General features: G+C 53.2%; 15 protein-coding genes. 9 read left to right on the top strand and 6 right to left on the bottom strand.

Translation table 11 applies throughout. From position 1 onward, the window contains the following. Positions 1 to 217: 217 nt before the first annotated feature. On the top strand, positions 218 to 985 hold the full coding sequence (gene cobI / locus RGU70_RS14605) for a precorrin-2 C(20)-methyltransferase (protein ID WP_322210124.1): 768 nt from the start codon (positions 218 to 220) through the stop codon (positions 983 to 985). 148 nt (positions 986 to 1,133) lie between these two features. Then, a complete protein-coding gene (locus RGU70_RS14600; RefSeq protein WP_322210123.1) occupies positions 1,134 to 2,618 on the top strand; it encodes an MmgE/PrpD family protein in 1,485 nt (494 codons plus the stop codon). 160 nt (positions 2,619 to 2,778) lie between these two features. Here RGU70_RS14600 and RGU70_RS14595 read toward each other — a convergent pair whose 3' ends face one another. Genes RGU70_RS14595 through RGU70_RS14570 form a run of 6 tightly spaced genes read right to left on the bottom strand, consistent with a single transcriptional unit; the run spans position 2,779 to position 6,249 of the window. After that, the gene (locus RGU70_RS14595; RefSeq protein ID WP_322210122.1) at positions 2,779 to 3,408 is read right to left on the bottom strand and encodes a hypothetical protein; all 630 of its coding nucleotides are present in this window, start codon (positions 3,406 to 3,408) and stop codon (positions 2,779 to 2,781) included. Then, positions 3,401 to 3,907 (bottom strand): hypothetical protein, encoded by a 507-nt coding sequence (locus RGU70_RS14590; protein WP_322210121.1) that lies wholly within the window; start codon positions 3,905 to 3,907, stop codon positions 3,401 to 3,403. The genes RGU70_RS14595 and RGU70_RS14590 overlap by 8 nt, the downstream gene beginning before the upstream one ends. Further along, positions 3,900 to 4,406 carry a hypothetical protein gene (locus RGU70_RS14585; RefSeq protein WP_322210120.1) on the bottom strand — a complete coding sequence of 169 codons (507 nt, stop codon included), beginning with the start codon at positions 4,404 to 4,406 and terminating at the stop codon, positions 3,900 to 3,902. The genes RGU70_RS14590 and RGU70_RS14585 overlap by 8 nt, the downstream gene beginning before the upstream one ends. Further along, positions 4,399 to 4,905 (bottom strand): hypothetical protein, encoded by a 507-nt coding sequence (locus RGU70_RS14580; RefSeq protein ID WP_322210119.1) that lies wholly within the window; start codon positions 4,903 to 4,905, stop codon positions 4,399 to 4,401. Before RGU70_RS14580 ends, RGU70_RS14585 begins: the two co-directional genes overlap by 8 nt. After that, the gene (locus tag RGU70_RS14575) at positions 4,902 to 5,723 is read right to left on the bottom strand and encodes a hypothetical protein (RefSeq protein ID WP_322210118.1); all 822 of its coding nucleotides are present in this window, start codon (positions 5,721 to 5,723) and stop codon (positions 4,902 to 4,904) included. The genes RGU70_RS14580 and RGU70_RS14575 overlap by 4 nt, the downstream gene beginning before the upstream one ends. Further along, positions 5,716 to 6,249, bottom strand: coding sequence for a PAAR domain-containing protein (locus RGU70_RS14570; RefSeq protein WP_322210117.1), 534 nt, complete (start codon positions 6,247 to 6,249; stop codon positions 5,716 to 5,718). The genes RGU70_RS14575 and RGU70_RS14570 overlap by 8 nt, the downstream gene beginning before the upstream one ends. 350 nt (positions 6,250 to 6,599) lie before the next feature. Between RGU70_RS14570 and RGU70_RS14565 the strand changes: the two genes are divergently transcribed. The 7 genes from RGU70_RS14565 to RGU70_RS14535 all read left to right on the top strand — a co-directional run bounded on the left by RGU70_RS14565 (position 6,600) and on the right by RGU70_RS14535 (position 14,714). Then, positions 6,600 to 6,980: a hypothetical protein gene (locus RGU70_RS14565; protein ID WP_322210116.1), complete on the top strand. Its 381-nt coding sequence runs from the start codon at positions 6,600 to 6,602 to the stop codon at positions 6,978 to 6,980. 421 nt (positions 6,981 to 7,401) lie between these two features. After that, positions 7,402 to 8,325 carry a precorrin-4 C(11)-methyltransferase gene (cobM, locus tag RGU70_RS14560; RefSeq protein WP_322210115.1) on the top strand — a complete coding sequence of 308 codons (924 nt, stop codon included), beginning with the start codon at positions 7,402 to 7,404 and terminating at the stop codon, positions 8,323 to 8,325. Next, complete coding sequence (locus RGU70_RS14555) at positions 8,318 to 9,253, top strand: cobalamin biosynthesis protein (RefSeq protein ID WP_322210812.1); 936 nt, start codon at positions 8,318 to 8,320, stop codon at positions 9,251 to 9,253. Before cobM ends, RGU70_RS14555 begins: the two co-directional genes overlap by 8 nt. A gap of 2 nt (positions 9,254 to 9,255) precedes the next feature. Beyond that, positions 9,256 to 10,854: a precorrin-3B C(17)-methyltransferase gene (gene cobJ / locus RGU70_RS14550; RefSeq protein WP_322210114.1), complete on the top strand. Its 1,599-nt coding sequence runs from the start codon at positions 9,256 to 9,258 to the stop codon at positions 10,852 to 10,854. Positions 10,855 to 10,864: 10 nt separating this feature from the next. Further along, positions 10,865 to 12,013 carry a GTP-binding protein gene (locus RGU70_RS14545; RefSeq protein ID WP_322210113.1) on the top strand — a complete coding sequence of 383 codons (1,149 nt, stop codon included), beginning with the start codon at positions 10,865 to 10,867 and terminating at the stop codon, positions 12,011 to 12,013. A gap of 776 nt (positions 12,014 to 12,789) precedes the next feature. Next, a complete protein-coding gene (gene cobO / locus RGU70_RS14540; RefSeq protein ID WP_322210112.1) occupies positions 12,790 to 13,392 on the top strand; it encodes a cob(I)yrinic acid a,c-diamide adenosyltransferase in 603 nt (200 codons plus the stop codon). After that, positions 13,389 to 14,714, top strand: coding sequence for a cobyrinate a,c-diamide synthase (locus RGU70_RS14535; RefSeq protein WP_322210111.1), 1,326 nt, complete (start codon positions 13,389 to 13,391; stop codon positions 14,712 to 14,714). Before cobO ends, RGU70_RS14535 begins: the two co-directional genes overlap by 4 nt. The last annotated feature ends 6 nt before the right edge of the window (positions 14,715 to 14,720 follow it).

The following is a 14,720-nucleotide window of genomic DNA, read 5'->3' as shown; positions in this document are numbered from 1 at the left end:
CCGTCGCTCACAGTAATCCATCGGCATTAATCTACCTGCATTAATTTACTTGCATTAATCCACCTGTATTAATCCACCTGTATTAATCCACCTGTATTAATCGGATTGCATCACCCGAATTGCCTCACTCGGATTGCATCACTCGAATCGCATGAAGCAAATCGCATGAAGCAAATGGCATAAAACAAATGACACTATCAAAGCAGAAAGCAAGCGCATGAGCCGAGCTGAAAAGAATCAAGCTGAAAACAACATTCCCTGCGGCACCCTGTGGGGTCTTGGCGTTGGTCCCGGGCCGGCCGGTTATTTGCCGGTGGCCGCGCTGGAAGCCTTGCAGAAAGCCGATCTGATTTATGCGCCGCGCGCGCGAGGCGCCGACGCTTCGGTCGCGCTGCAATGTCTGGAAGGCATTCCTCTCGATCCGCTCAAGCTGCGCGAAATCGAATTCAATATGGACCCCGACCGCCGCGTGCTGGCCGGTCATTACGCGCATCTGGCCGATGTGATCGCCGCCGAGCTCAGCGCCGGTCGGCATGTGGCTTACCTGACCATCGGCGATTCGCTGACCTATTCAACCTATGGCTATTTGCTGGCGGCGCTTCTGGAACGCCTGCCGCATTTGCCGCACCGGACTTTCCCCGGCATTACCAGTTACGCCGCGGCGGCTTCCGCGCTTGGCTGGCCGCTGGGCGAGGGCAAGGAGCGCACGCTGATCCTGCCTTGCCCCGACGATTCCGCCGCGCTGCGCGAGGATATTCTGACGCACGACATCGTGGTACTGATGAAGATCGGCCCGCGTTTATCGTGGGTGCTGGAACTGCTGCAAGAGATGGGCATTGCCGGTCACTGCGCGTTTGCACGCCGTATCGGACTGTCCGGCGAGCTGCTGGCGACGGATGTGAGCGAGCTGTCGGCGGAGGATGCCAGCGGTTATCTGGCGACCATGCTGATCCGTAAAACGCCGCGAGAAAAACGACGTGCCTGAGGTGGCGGTGAAGTAATTTTTGTGTCCCTCTGAATAGGCGCGCTGGCCGCTTTTAATCGCCCTCAGCAGACTCTTGTATCACTGGTTATACTCGCCGCACCAGAGTATTAGTCTGGACCTTGATAAAAAAATAAAATCGGAGATATGCATGAGTGATCTGGATCGTCGTCAATTCTTAAAAGTCAGCGCCATGAGCGCCGCCGCCGTCGTGGTACCCCCGATGGCGAGTACTGCTCAGGCGGCCGATGTTGCTGCCAGTACAACAATCAAACCCCTTGCTGCAGCGGAAGTGCATGGCGTAACGCATACCCTTGCCAGCTATATCGTGAAAGCGCGTTACGAGGACTTGCCCGCCAACGTGCGCAAGGAAGGCACGCGCACGCTGCTGAACTGGGTTGGTGTCGCCGTCGGTGGTTCGCATCACGAAACGATAGAGCGCGCAGTTGCGGCGCTTGGCCCGTTTTCAGGCCCACGGCAAGCCGGTTTGTTCGGACGTCGCGAGCGCTTCGATATCATGAATGCCGCCTTTATCAATGGCGTCAGCAGCCATATTTTTGATTACGACGACACGCATCTCAAAACCATTATCCATCCGGGTGGACCCGTCATTTCGGCCTTGATTGCGCTGTCGGAATATCGGCCGATCACGGGCAAAGATTTCCTCAATGCGCTGATTCTTGGCGTCGAAACGGAATGCCGCATTGGTAATTCGGTTTATCCGAATCACTACGACGTGGGCTGGCATATCACCGGCACTGCCGGTGTGTTTGGCGCGGCAGCGGCGGTCGGAAAAATTCTCGGCCTGAACGAACAGCAAATGGTGTGGGCGCTTGGACTGGCGGCGTCGCAACCGGTTGGTTTGCGCGAATCGTTCGGCTCGATGAACAAGAGTTTCAATCCTGGCCGGGCCGCGAGCAATGGTTTGTTTGCCGCTTTGCTGGCAGAGAAAAATTTCACCAGCTCCGAAGGCATGATCGAAGCCAAACGCGGCTGGGCTAACACCATCAGCACCAAACAAGACTATCGCGAAATCACCGAGGGTCTCGGTACCCGCTATGAGTCTGCCTTGAATACCTACAAACCGTTTGCCTGCGGAATTGTGATCCACCCGGCGATTGATGCGGCGATTCAGTTACGCAATGAGTACCACCTCACGGCGGAGCAGGTTGCCGGCATCGAAATACGCGTCCATCCTCTGGTTATCGAACTGACCGGCAAGAAGACGCCGCAGATCGGACTCGAAGGCAAGTTCAGCGTGTTCCATTCCGTTGCTGCCGCCCTCATTGACGGTGCCGCCGGTGAAAAACAGTACAGCGACGCGGCGGTGCGCAATCCCAAGATCATTGCGCTGCGCGACAAGGTCAACGCCATCATCGACCCGAAGATCAAGCCCGAACAAGTCGACATGACCATCACCACTACCGATGGACGCAAGCTGCATCGTTTCATTGAACATGCCATTGGCAGCGTGGAAGTGCCGATGACGGACGCGCAACTGGAAGTGAAATTCGCTGATCTGATCGACGGCATTTTGCCAAAAGCGCAATCGAAACGACTGATGGACCTGTGCTGGAAAATCGAGCAACTGCCGCTGGCTGGCGTGATTGCTAAAAATGCGGTGGCGATGGGGTGATGGCTTAGTTGGCTTAGGTACTTTAGGTGCCTCAGTTGCCTTAGTTGCCTCAGTTGCCTCAGTTGCTTGAGTTGTCTTGGTTAATTCGTTGTTCGTAAGCTGTTTGTGTCGGGGCCTGTGATGTGAATCACGGGCCCTTGTTGCGTGGAGAGCGGGATTGTTAAAAATTGCCTGCGTTGTGGCCGGGAATGGGGGAGATGACTTCCCATCCCAGGCACCTTCGGATAATAGATTGGCTTAGTCGTCCGCAGACTTTTAATCTATTTCCTATCAAATAATTCGATTGATATTCAAAACAAATAAGGTCAAAACGGGAATGACGCTCAATTAAATCTAGTGCAATTAATATTTTATCCCCGTTATTACGGACCCATTTTTCTTTGAGATATAAGTTTATGTATCCTCTTTTTTGATAATCAATGTTATTAAAAGGAGGGAAATCTAATTTTTCAAAAGCACTTAAATATAAGGTATGTTTAATCCAGGCTTTCATGTAACGAGATTTGCCTTCTAGAATCGTATTTCGATCTATCAGAGCAATCTCAAAACTATAAAAAGAAAGTCCTTTTGAAATGGCGTCTGCTGTTAGTTTTTCTCCCCTGTGAGTAGCCCAATCATTGTCACTTCTCATCACATAAGGGGTGGGGCAGACAAAGCTGACACTTTTCCATGGGATATTTATTTTTATCCGTGCCAACATTAATAATTTTCGGGTTAAATTAATTTCAATGCCGTCGTCATTAAATGTGATGCGACCACATTCGACTAATAGTTCAGTGGAATTAATCATTGCAGCAAATGAGTTCAAATCTAGAATGACGCTCAATTAAATCTAGTGCAATTAATATTCTATCCCCGTTATTGCGGACCCATTTTTTTTTGAGATATAAGTTTATGTAGCCGCTTTTTTGATAAGCAATGTCATCATCAGTAGGGAAATCTAATTTTTCAAAAGCACTTAAATATAAGGTATGTTTAATCCAGGCTTTCATGTAACGAGATTTGCCTTCCAAAATTTCATTTCTATCTACCAGTGCAATCTCAAAACCATAAAAAGAAAGTCCTTTTAAAATGGCCTCTGTTGTTATCGCTTCATTCTCGAAAGTAAGCCAGCCATGATCACCTCTCTTCACGTAAGGGGTGGGGGAGACAAAGCTGACACTTTTCCATGGGATATTTATTTTTATCCGTGCCAGCATTAATAATTTTCGGGTTAAATTAATTTCAATGCCATCGTCATTAAATGTGATGCGACCACACTCGACTAATAGTTCAGTAGAATTAATCATTACAGCAAATGAGTTCAAATCTAGAATAACGCTCAATTAAATCAAGCGCAATTAATATTTTATCCCCGTTATTACGGACCCATTTTTTTTTAAGATTTAAATCTATGTACCCTCTTTTTTGATAATCAATATCATTAAAAGGAGGAAAATCTAATTTTTCAAAAGCACATAAATATAAGGTATGTTTAATCCAGGCTTTCATGTAACGAGATTTGCCTTCTAGAATCGTATTTCGATCTATCAGAGCAATATCAAAACTATAAAAAGAAAGTCCTTTTAAGATGGCCTCTGTTGTTATCGCTTCATTCTCGAAAGTAAGCCATCCATGATCACCTCTCTTCACGTAAGGGGTGGGGCAGACAAAGCTGACACTTTCCCATGGGATACTTATTTTTACTCGTGCCAGCATTAATAATTTTCGGCTTAAATTAATTTCAATGCCGTCGTCATTAAATGTGATGCGACCACACTCGGCTAATAGTTCAGTGGAATTAATCATTGCAGCAAATGAGTTCAAATCTAGAATGGCGCTCAATTAAATCTAGTGCAATTAATATTTTATCCCCGTTATTTCGGATCCATTTTTCTTTGAGATATAAGTTTATGTACCCTCTTTTTTGATAATCAATGTCATTAAAAGGAGGGAAATCTAATTTTTCAAAAGCACTTAAATATAAGGTATGTTTAATCCAGGCTTTCATGTAACGAGATTTTCCTTCCAAAATTTCATTTCTATCTACCAGTGCAATCTCAAAACTATAAAAAGAAAGTCCTTTTGAAATGGCGTCTGCTGTTAGTTTTTCTCCCCTGTAAGTGGCCCAATCATTGTCACTTCTCATCACATAAGGGGTGGGGCAGACAAAGCTGACACTTTTCCATGGGATCCTTATTTTTACTCGTGCCAGCATTAATAATTTTCGGGTTAAATTAATTTCAATTCCGTCATCATTAAATGCGATGCGACCACACTCGACTAACAGCTCAGTGGAGGTGCTCATCGTTTTTCAATCCAGTACATGTCAAAGGCTTCGCTGCTCGCAGCTACGCTGACAGCACCGGCAAGAAGCATTGCCAGGCCAGTAACCCAGCCAATAGGGTTGCTTGTTAATAAAAAAGCGCTCAATGCGCCACCTGCCGCCCCGCCCACGATTCCTGAACCAAAGGTGACCGCTTCTTTGCTGGCCTGTCTTGTTTTATCTTTGGCTTCGTAAATATTATAGGCGGCAGAAAACACCGCCATGACCATGAGCGTGCGGCCGGCAATGCCCCATATTTTCGCTTCAAGGTTAGCCTTGGCCTGCGGAGTGCCTGAGCCTTCAACGATTCTCACCCATACCGCTTCCCTCTCGGATTGGGATAGCTGGTCGAAGGATTTATGGAAGAGTTTTTCAGCATATTTTGACTCTAGTTCATAAAAAGAAGGCCCATCTTTTTTGATGTTTATAGCAACATGCTCTCCTAAATAAGTAGATTTTTTACGGATAATGTTCTTTAAGTCTTTACGTATTCGATGAGCACTCAACGCCCCTTCAAACGGCGTAATTTTCCTTTCCTTCACGAGCTTTACGATTTCATCGGAAGCCGCTTTCGTTCTTTGGTTGTATTCAACCCGCGCCTTGGGATCTTTGATAAAACTCTCGGCAAATGCCGCTGCCGTGCCTTCCATATATTTGATGGCGTCTGCCAGTTCGTTGCTGGCCATGGTGTGCGGCGTTTTGTCCGTCACCGGGGTAGAGGGGAACTCGCTGGTTTGAATGCTGGTGTAGCTGCACTCTTCATTTCTTCTGAATGCCTCGTATTGTGCCGACTTAGCCATTGGCGTCCTCCTCGTTGTCGATGCCGATGATGTGCGCCTGAACTTTGCGGCTGGCGTCGCCGGTGTGTACGGGCAGGGTCATGCCGTCGGCGTCGGTATGTCCGTCGATATAGCCGCCCTCGTGTTCCAGCCGGTAAGGATGGTGAGCCAGCGGTACGCCGGTGAGTGCGTCGGTCATCTGCACGCGACGGTCATGCCCCTCTGTTTCCGTGTGGGCGGCGGTGGCCAAATCCGGTTCGCCGGAACATTTTTCGGTGGTTTGTGAGGCGACCAGAAGCGGGGCAGGGTGGCATTTGCAGATGCAAAGATCGCCATTGAGGGCCGGTATCCGTCCCATCAAGGCGATGGTGTGCCGTGTGCCGGAGGCTTCGATTGTCCCTGTCGAATTGCACTTCTGGCAGTCGATTTGATCGCCGATGTAGGAATGTTTGATGCCATGCCAGTTGATTGTGGTCAGACTGCTCGGCAGCACAACGCCGCCCACGGTGGTTTTGTCGCCTTCGTGAATGAAATACCTCTTGCCCATGCGGACTCCCTGAAGTTGATTGTCGAATTAAGAAATATTTAATGATTATCTGATTGCGATTTTTAATTAAATATTTTCAATTAAAAATCGCCGTCATTAAATAGATTGACAAGGCTATCAGGGGTGTTTTGATAAATGCATGCCCTCTTTATAAATCTTACTTATACGATCGGGATTGCACTAAAAAAATAAATTATGTGATGGATGTAAAAAAATATATAAATATATGTAAGATAATTTAACTTTGATAAAAATATATTCGGGCATATATAAAAATAAATTTTTCAAGTTATTATTTTGATTTTTTTAAAATATTTTATTTTTTTAATTATTATATTGAGGTAGATGCAATGACAGATTTGGAACGTGAAAAAATATGGGATGCTTTATCTGATATATTTGTAGACACCGAAATTGAATATATTTACATTACTCGCCATTTAAAAGGATTCGATATAAAAGAGATTAAAAAAATTTTATTTCGAGAGGTCGCTCCAGTTTGTGGTGGAAATTTAATGTGTGTTGCGCCGCCAGTGTGGGGTTGTTTTAACGAGGAGGAAGTACGTGCAGATATTTATACAATGCTGGAAAAGCGAAAGAAATCATTTTTTTATCGACTCGTGAATGAGTTTTGCATTTTATTTTTTAGACTCTTTTATCGATCGTCCTGGCTAGAGTTGGAGGCCAAGTTGCAAGAGGAATCGGAGGCCTCCCCGGAAAAGCCGCTGTAAATCGCACATTTCATGCGCCAGGCTAGCCGGACACCGTCAGTTGGGCAGGCACCCAATGCATTGCCCATTTCGACGATGGGACGACGCAGGCCGCTCCGTTCGATGCCAATAACAAAGTGGTATCTCACAATATCTCTAGAAAAATCCGCCAGAAATTCGAAATTTTCCCGCGCAATTCCCCCGCATCAGACTCCGTAACAGACTCCGTAACAGACTCCGTAACAGACTCCGTAACAGACGCCTTCCTCTTCGCAATAACAGCGCAGCAGTCGAGTCCCTGAATAAAAGTCCCTGCAACAAGCCTGTTTTATCGCCAGCGCCCTAGGTTTTTCATAGGGGAAGGGTAGAATGTCGACATGCAGATTTCTCTGCTCGCTATCCTGCGACTATTCTGTCCCACCAACAAGAAAATGATTCGCACATGAAAGTCTATTTCATCGGCGCTGGCCCCGGCGCTTCCGACCTGATTACCTTGCGCGGTGCGCGTTTGCTGGGCAGTGTTGGCATGGTGTTGTATGCAGGGTCTCTGGTGCCGACCGCCATGCTGGAGCATTGCTCCGCCAGCGCTGAACTGATTGACACCGCCCAGCTCGACCTGGAACAGCAGCAAGCCTGTTACGTACGCGCACAGGCCGCCGGTTGCGATGTGGCGCGGCTGCATTCCGGCGATCCTGCCATTTATGGCGCGACGGCCGAACAGATGCGGCGGCTTGAAGCGCTGGCCATTCCGTATGAAATCGTGCCGGGGGTTTCTTCCTTCAGCGCCGCTGCCGCCGTGGTGAAGTCCGAACTGACCAAGCCGACGGTATCGCAAACGATCATCCTGACCCGCGTATCGGGGCGCGCCTCCGCTGTGCCGGAAAGTGAAGCGATCGCCGGACTCGCCGCCCACCGCGCCACCATGTGCATTTTTCTGTCCGGCCCGCATCTGAAGCAAATCGTGACCGATCTGCGCCTGCATTATCCCGACGATACCCCGGTCAAGCTGGTCTATCGCGCTACCTGGCCTGAAGAGCGCATCTATGAGGGCACGCTGGCGACGGTCCTGGCTGAAACCAAACGCGGCAGCTGGAACCTGACGACCATGATGCTGGTGGGCGAAGCGCTCGGACATGGCGAGCAAGTCGAATCCAGCCTGTATTCCAAGGACTACACCCACCTGTTCCGCGTAGTCAAAAAAACCAAAAAACGCCGTGGCGTCGAAGCGACTGAAGCTGGCGCCGACCTTGTAGCCGACCTTGCCGCCGGCGTTACCGATGTCACGGAATCCGCCAACGAATCTGCAACCGAATCTGCAACTGAATTGGCAACACAAGACAACGCCGCCGTTGCCGGCGATGCTTAATCCGAATCTTAAGCCGACTCTTAAGCCGACTCCTTCCGAGGACGGAATCGGCATCTGGTTAGTGCGTACCGAAGCCGAACCGCTGGCAGCGGTGTTGCAGTCAGGACTGGGCGGTACGCTTTACCGGCCCTGGCTTGATACAACGCGCAGCCAGAAACAACAATTCGCCTCCGCCTATCCCCACCATCGTCACTGGCTGCTGCTCGGTGCGACCGGCATTGCCGTGCGCTTTCTGGACGGCCTTACGCAAGATAAACACAGCGACCCTGCGCTGGTCGTCATCGACGAAGCGGGGCGCTTTGCGATTTCCTTATTGGGCGGCCATGAAGGCGGTGCCAACCGACTTGCCGCTCAGGCAGCGGCATTGATCGGTGCCACCCCGGTCGTGACGACCGCAACCGAGGCGCTCAAGTCGCTGGTGGTGGGGATTGGTTGTCGCAAGGAGGTGTCAGCCGAACGCATTGCCGCTGCTGTGCAAGCCGCGTTGGAAAAATTGGACGGGAGAACAATGGCCGACGTGCGAGAAATCGCCACTGTCGATCTGAAAGCGCAAGAGCCGGGCTTGCTGGCATTGTGCGCGCAACACGATGTACCGCTGCGGGTGTTCTCGCATGCCTCGATTGCCGGTCGCGGCTGGGTCGGGCAGGCGTCCGAATGGGTGCGCAGCAATGTGGGTCTGGACGGTGTGTGCGAACCTTGCGCCCTGCTGGCGGCGCCGCGTGGTGTTTTGGTCGTGACTAAGACGGCGCTCAACGGAGTGGCCGTTGCCATCGTCGAGGACGGTTTCCGCGCCGCAGGCGCCGCGCCGTCCCTATTTGCTTCATCGAATATTTCATCGAATATTTCATCGAATATTTCATCAAATATTTCATCGGATATTCCAACGAATATTCCATCGAACATTTCATCGAATCTGCAGGAGCAATAAGCATGAGTGGAGTCTTGAATCTGGTGTCGGTCGGTCCCGGCTTTTCCGACATGATCGCGCCGCGCGCTATCGAAGCGCTGCGTCAGAGCGATGTGATCGTCGCTTACGATTTGTATTTGCGCTGGATTGCGCCGTGGATAGAAGGCAAGGAAATCCATACCCCGCCGCTGACGCAAGAGCGCGAACGGGCGCTGCTGGCGCTGGAAAAAGCACGCGCCGGCGCGACGGTGGCCTTAATTTCCAGCGGCGATATCGGCGTCTATGCAATGGCGGCGCTGGCTTTCGACGACATGCGCGAAGGCGACACTTTCAGCGTCAACGTCATACCCGGCATCACCTCGGCCAATGCCTGCGCCTCGCTGCTGGGGTCGCCGCTGTCGCATGATTTCGCCACGCTCAGTTTGTCCGATCTGCTGTGTCCGTGGGACTGGATAGAACAGCGCGCGCGACATATTGCGCAAGCCGATCTGGCCTGCGTGTTCTACAACGTGCAAAGCGCCGGACGACAAGAGGGCGTGTATCGCATCCTCAACATCATGCTGGAATCGAAAGCCCCCGGTACCTTGTGCGGCGTGGTCAGAAACGCCTACCGGCCGGAACAGGCGGTGGCCATCCATACCTTGCAGGAATTGCTCACGCTCAAATTCGACATGCTGACCACGATTGTGATCGGCAATCGATTCACGCAACGCAAACGCGGCTGGATGTTCACCCCGCGTGGCTATAACGACTGGCAGGCAGACGAGGCTATTCCTGCTGCTTCGGTTGCCGCTGTTCCTGAATTTCCGCAGCAAGCCGTGTGGGTCTTTTCCGGTACCGGCGACGGCAATGCGCTGGCGCGGGAACTGGCAGCCGATGGCATTCCTATCGTGGTTTCCGCGGCAACCGAATACGGCGGCGAACTGGCGGCGCAAGATAGTCCTGGTTTACACGTCTGGGCCGGACGGCAGGGCGTGGAAGCGCGCCGGCAAGCGCTGGCGGCGAGTCGGGCGCGGGTATTGCTCGATGCCACGCATCCCTTTGCGAATGTCATATCGACGCAATTGATCGCGTTGTCGAAAGAACTTGGCATTCCTTATTTGCGTTATGAACGTCCCAGCGCATTGGAATCGGATACCCAATTAACCGGCTTGCAGACGCAGGTGGGCAATGAACTGTTGCGGCCTTGCGCTGATATGCCCGCTGCCGCGCAAGCCGCTATCGCCGCTGGCCGCCGCATCTTTCTGGCGACCGGCTCCAAGGATTTGCAGAGCTTCCTGCAAGCGCCCGGTGCCGAGGACCGCGACTGGTTTGCGCGCGTCACGGCAGCACCTGAATTTATTCAGCGCGCCATTGACCTCGGCCTGCCGCGCAGCCATTTGTGTGCCATGCAGGGGCCGTTTTCAAAGGCTTTCAATGAGGCATTGTGGCGCGACTGGCGCATCGATTGCGTGGTTACCAAGGACTCCGGCACCGCCGGTGGTTTTGAAGCGAAAGCCGCCGCTGCCGCAGCGCTGGGTATTCCGCTGCTGGTCGTGCGTCGGCCGCCGCTCGATTACCCGCTGGCAGTAGCCGATTTTGCCGCAGTCAGAGCGCAGCTGGCGCACTGGCTGGCCGCGTGAGCACAGCACAATGACAGTCACACCGACATCCCTGCCGACCCCCGCGCCGCTGCAACCGATTCCGGTGACGGTCATCACCGGCTTTCTCGGTTCGGGAAAAACCACCTTGCTCAGTGGTCTGGTGCAACGCCGCCAGACGCGCAGACTAGCGCTGCTAATCAATGAATTCGGCGATGTGGCGATTGACGGCATCCTGATGCGCGAGCAGGCGGCCGGCGATGCGCATGTGCAGATTCAGGATTTCGCCGATGGCCTGATAGCTTACGGTGGCGATGAACACTTCATTCCCGCGATGCAGGCCATTGCGGCGCGCCGTGCCGGTATCGATCATGTGCTGATTGAAACCTCTGGACTGGCCTTGCCGACGGCAGTAATGGAATTGTTACAAGGCCCGGCGCTGGCCGATTTCTTTGTGCTGGATGCCACGCTGGCGGTGGTCGACACGCCCTTGTTGCTGGCCGGGCATTTCGGCGCATCCGTTGACGGTGCGCAGATGGAGGCCGATGCGGCAGTGACGGCATTGTTCGCCCGGCAGCTGGAATACGCCGATGTCGTAGTTCTCAATAAAATCGACGATCTCGACGAAAGCGCTTTGCTGGCGGCGGAAGCGCAAGTGCGTGAGCTGGCACCCAACGTGCGTTTTCTTGAGTTGGCGTATCAGGCCAAGCTGGAAGTGCGGCTGGCGATGGGTTTGCGCTTGCATCAGGCGACGCAGCGCACCCATCCGCACACTTACATACCGGTGTCGGCCGCAGATGGCACACCGCTGGCAAACCAGACGCGCTTTAACGGACACGCCCATTCCGGCATGGCGGCGCACACGCATGGTCTGAGTACGCACCGCCACTTCCATGAACAAGACCCCGGCTGGCTTTCTTTCACGCTGCGCAGCGATGCACCGCAATCGGCAGCGCAAGTGCAGGAAGCCCTCACCACTATTGCGCGCAGCGCACCGCTGTTACGTAGCAAGGGCTTTCTGCGCTGTCGCGATACCGGTCAGGCGCTCTTGCTGCAAGGCGTGCGCGCCCGCATCACGCTTACTCCCGATCCGCGACAGGAGCCGGGTCAGGGCAGCGAGCTGGTGTTGATTGGCTACCACTTGCAACGGGCCCAGATTGCGCTGTTGTTGTCCGGGCTAACCGATTCTGTATGGCGTTAATTTCCATCGGTGAGAGTTGATTGACATGACAGTGATAAGCCAGCAAATCGACGCTGCCGTCCTGTTTCACAAACGGAAATTTTCCATCTACCTTATAGTTTCTGGCGGCTATCCGCCATTTGTATTTATTGGGATGGTTTAACACTTCTTGCTTCGCCAGCCGTTTGAGTTGTTGCTGGTGAGCGATTTCCTGGCGCGGGCTTTTTTTGAGGATAGAGACGTAGAGTTGAGGCTTTTTCGCTGCCTGCGTCGATGAAGAGGCCCGCACATCGGGAGGCGGCAACTGGCTCGTTGAGGGCGCTGTCATTGACATTGTCGCTGGGATGGAGGGGGGCGTGGAACCTGGAGCCGAGCGCGAAAGAGAAAGTGAAATAGTCGTTGAAATAGCAGGTGAAACAGAAGCCGGAACAGCCGAGGGGCTGGCCGCGGCTACCGGCGAGGCGCTGGTCAAGCCGCGAAACGGTGGCGTCACGATTACGGTCTTCCGTGTAAGTGGCAGTGACCCGCTATAGCCATAGTGTCTGGCGTGGAAAAACAGCGGTCTATGCGACGGTCCTCTTCTTTCTTTCGCGACAGGAGCAGAAGAAGATGCAGAGGGTGCAGTATCAAGCGGGAGTGCAGATGCGCGGCTCAAGGGCGGCATGGCAGGAATAGAGGCAGGTATTTTGGGCATGGGATAGGCGGAGATTTCCCCGTCAGAGATGGATGGGATAGCCATCTTAATTAAGCCCCGCAAGCGGACATGTTATGAAACAACTTTTTTCTGGAGTGTGTGCATGAAAACCGACGACGCATCGCATCAACGTATGACGCAACGGCACAAGGAAGGCTTCGAAAAAAAGAAAGCTGCCGCGCAAAATGAAAAAGGATTGTTGATCGTCTATACCGGCACCGGCAAGGGTAAATCGACCGCAGCGTTCGGCATGGGCATGCGCATTCTCGGGCACGACATGAAACTGGGCGTAGTGCAATTCATCAAGGGTGCTTTGCACAGTGCTGAACGCACTATTCTGGGCGGGCACGCCAACTGTGAATTTCACGTCGTCGGCGAAGGCTATACCTGGGACACACAGGATCGTCAGGCCGACATGCGCACTGCCGCGACCGGTTGGGAACACGCACTGCGCATGATTGCCGATCCCAGCGTCGACATGGTGATTCTGGACGAACTCAACATCGTGCTGAAATACGGATATCTGGATATCGAACAAGTGCTGGCCGCTTTCGCCGCCCGTCGCACCATGCTGCATATTGTTGTGACCGGCCGCCATGCACCGCAGGCGCTGATTGACGCCGCCGATCTGGTCAGTGAAATCCGTCCGCTCAAACACCCGTACAAGGAGCAGGGCATCAAAGCGCAAAAGGGTGTCGAGTTTTGAGCGAGCAGCATCCTGTTCGCCATGTGCCGGCCCTGTTGGTCAGCGCACCGGCTTCGCATCAGGGCAAGACCACCGTCACGGCGGCGCTGGCACGTCATCATGCGGCGCAGGGACGACGGGTGCGCGTATTCAAAACCGGCCCCGATTTTCTCGATCCCATGTTGCTGGCGCGCGCTGCCGCTGGCGATCATCCCGCGTATCAGCTTGATCTGTGGCTGGCTGGTGCCGATGCCTGTCGCCACATGGTGTACCAGGCTGCCGCCGATGCCGATCTGATTCTGATCGAAGGCGTGATGGGGCTGCACGACGGCCAACCGAGCAGCGCCGATCTGGCCTTGCTGCTTGATGTGCCGGTGCTGGCCGTGATTGATGCGCGTGGCATGGCGCAGACCTTCGGCGCGATTGCCGCCGGACTGGCGCGGCATCGATCTGGATTGCGCTTTGCCGGGGCGCTGGCCAATTCCGTTGCCAGTCCGCGTCATGCGGAAATGCTGGCGCAGGGCATGCGCGGTGCCGGTTTGCCGTATTGCGGCGGCTTGCCGCGCAGCACCGATTTTGTTTTACCGGAACGTCACCTGGGATTAGTGCAGGCAGCAGAGATCGAAGACATCGATACCCGCATCGATGCTGTTGCCGCAGCATTGTCGACGACTGCGCTGGCCGCCTTGCCTGATACGGTGGCGTTTTCCGCCGCACCTTCGCCAGCAAGGAAACCGCTGTTAGCGGGCCTGCGCATTGGCATTGCGCGTGATGCAGCGTTTTCTTTTTTGTATCCGGCCAATATCGACTGGCTGCAAGCGATGGGCGCGCAACTGCATTATTTCTCGCCGCTGACCGACCAGCACTTGCCCGACGTGGACGCGGTTTATTTACCGGGCGGATATCCCGAATTGCATTTGCAAACGCTACAAAATAATCGTGCCATGCACGCCGCCTTGCAGCAGCACATCGCTCAGGGAAAAACGCTGTATGCCGAATGCGGTGGCCTTTTGTATTTGCTGGAAAGCCTGACCGACCGCGCCGGTCAACGCGCCGCAATGACTGGCCTGCTGCCCGGTCACGCCACTTTGCAATCGCGACTGCAAGGCTTGGGTTATCAATCCTTGTCACTGCCGGGCGGCACGCTGCGCACGCACACCTTCCATCATTCGACACTGACCACGCCGCTGACCGCAGTCGCGCATGGCGAGCGTCTGCACAACACTTCAGCCGGGGAAGGGCTATATCGGCAGGGCCGTATTACCGCCACGTATTTGCATGCCTATTTCCCCTCCGCTCCGCAGGCAGCGGCGCAATTGTTTTCCCCACCGTCATCTTATTGAGATCGC

This window comes from Herbaspirillum sp. RTI4 (genome assembly GCF_034313965.1).
Lineage (GTDB): Bacteria > Pseudomonadota > Gammaproteobacteria > Burkholderiales > Burkholderiaceae_D > Herbaspirillum.
This window is presented reverse-complemented; position numbering and strand designations above follow the sequence as displayed.

Coding starts and splice junctions, on each gene's coding strand:
- cobI (WP_322210124.1), top strand. CDS start 218: ATGAGCCGAGCTGAAAAGAATCAAGCTGAAAACAACATTCCCTGCGGC.
- RGU70_RS14600 (WP_322210123.1), top strand. CDS start 1,134: ATGAGTGATCTGGATCGTCGTCAATTCTTAAAAGTCAGCGCCATGAGC.
- RGU70_RS14595 (WP_322210122.1), bottom strand. CDS start 3,408: ATGATTAATTCCACTGAACTATTAGTCGAATGTGGTCGCATCACATTT.
- RGU70_RS14590 (WP_322210121.1), bottom strand. CDS start 3,907: ATGATTAATTCTACTGAACTATTAGTCGAGTGTGGTCGCATCACATTT.
- RGU70_RS14585 (WP_322210120.1), bottom strand. CDS start 4,406: ATGATTAATTCCACTGAACTATTAGCCGAGTGTGGTCGCATCACATTT.
- RGU70_RS14580 (WP_322210119.1), bottom strand. CDS start 4,905: ATGAGCACCTCCACTGAGCTGTTAGTCGAGTGTGGTCGCATCGCATTT.
- RGU70_RS14575 (WP_322210118.1), bottom strand. CDS start 5,723: ATGGCTAAGTCGGCACAATACGAGGCATTCAGAAGAAATGAAGAGTGC.
- RGU70_RS14570 (WP_322210117.1), bottom strand. CDS start 6,249: ATGGGCAAGAGGTATTTCATTCACGAAGGCGACAAAACCACCGTGGGC.
- RGU70_RS14565 (WP_322210116.1), top strand. CDS start 6,600: ATGACAGATTTGGAACGTGAAAAAATATGGGATGCTTTATCTGATATA.
- cobM (WP_322210115.1), top strand. CDS start 7,402: ATGAAAGTCTATTTCATCGGCGCTGGCCCCGGCGCTTCCGACCTGATT.
- RGU70_RS14555 (WP_322210812.1), top strand. CDS start 8,318: ATGCTTAATCCGAATCTTAAGCCGACTCTTAAGCCGACTCCTTCCGAG.
- cobJ (WP_322210114.1), top strand. CDS start 9,256: ATGAGTGGAGTCTTGAATCTGGTGTCGGTCGGTCCCGGCTTTTCCGAC.
- RGU70_RS14545 (WP_322210113.1), top strand. CDS start 10,865: ATGACAGTCACACCGACATCCCTGCCGACCCCCGCGCCGCTGCAACCG.
- cobO (WP_322210112.1), top strand. CDS start 12,790: ATGAAAACCGACGACGCATCGCATCAACGTATGACGCAACGGCACAAG.